Origin of the sequence: Streptomyces sp. NPDC059355, assembly GCF_042752335.1 — a bacterium.
Lineage (GTDB): Bacteria > Actinomycetota > Actinomycetes > Streptomycetales > Streptomycetaceae > Streptomyces.
This window is the reverse complement of sequence record NZ_JBHYXN010000127.1, coordinates 1-1065: the sequence shown is the minus strand read 5'-3', so window position 1 is coordinate 1065 and position 1065 is coordinate 1. Positions and strand designations below refer to the sequence as shown.

Here is a 1065-nt window from a genome sequence, read left to right as displayed (position 1 = left end):
CTCTGCGGCGTCGGACGCCTTGGCGGCGGCCGGTCGCGGCTTGCGGATGAGCGGGACCGTCGCGCACGCGGCGAGCAGGGACGCCGCGGCGACCGCGTACCAGCCGTGCTGGAACGCGGCGACGGCGCCTCCGGGGGCCGGGGTGCCGAGGATGCCCACCAGGATCGCGACGCCGAGGACCGCGCCGATCTGGCGGCCCATCGAGGTGATGGCCGAGCCGGTGGCGAAGCGGGCCGGCGGCAGGGCCGCCGCCGACGCCCCGGTCAGGACCGGAAGCGTCATGCCGACGCCGAGGCCGGTCAGCATCATGCCGGGCAGGAGCGAGGCCGCGTAGGCCGAGCCGGTGTCGAGCGCCGCGGCCCACCACAGGATGCCGGCCGCGAACAGGACGGTTCCCGCCAGCGCGATGCGGCCCGCACCGAATCTGGCGACGGCGGGCCCGATCAGCAACGCGACCGGCGGCACCAGCAAGGGTCCCGGCGCGATGGCGAGGCCGGTGCGCAGCGCCGAGTAGTCCCACACGCCCTGGCACCACAGCACCGAACCGAGCAGCATTCCGGCGAACGCCACGGTGAACAGGGTCAGGGCGGCCGCGGCGGATGCGAACGCCGGAACCCGGAGCAGCGGCAGCTCGACGATCGGCACGGGGTGGCGGGCCGAGCGCAGCACGAACCAGACGCCGAGCAGGACCGCGGCAGCCAGGCCGCCGAGGGTGCCGGTGCTCGTCCAACCCCAGTCAGGGGCCTTGACCAGGGCGAGCGCGAGCGTTGCGATCGATCCGGTGAGGAGGGCGGCTCCGAACAGGTCGGGCAGCGGACTCTTCTCCTCCCCGGCGCGTCCGGGTGACGGCAGCACCTTGACACCGAGCGCGAACGCCGCGATCCCCACCGGCACGTTGACGATGAACACCCAGGGCCATCCGGCCTCGACCAGCAGCCCGCCGGCCACCGGCCCGAGTCCGGCGGCGATCCCGCCGATCGACGCCCAGGCCCGCACCGCCCCGGCGCGCTTCTCGGGCGACGTCGTGTCGAGCAGCAACGCGAGCGACGTCGGCATCAGCAGCGC

The 1065-nt window shown here is 75.1% G+C and carries 1 protein-coding gene; it reads right to left on the bottom strand.

Annotation, left to right across the window (positions count from 1 at the left end):
* On the bottom strand, window positions 1-1065 hold a 1065-nt coding region (locus tag ACFXGI_RS38825; protein WP_384717831.1), incomplete at both ends, for an MFS transporter.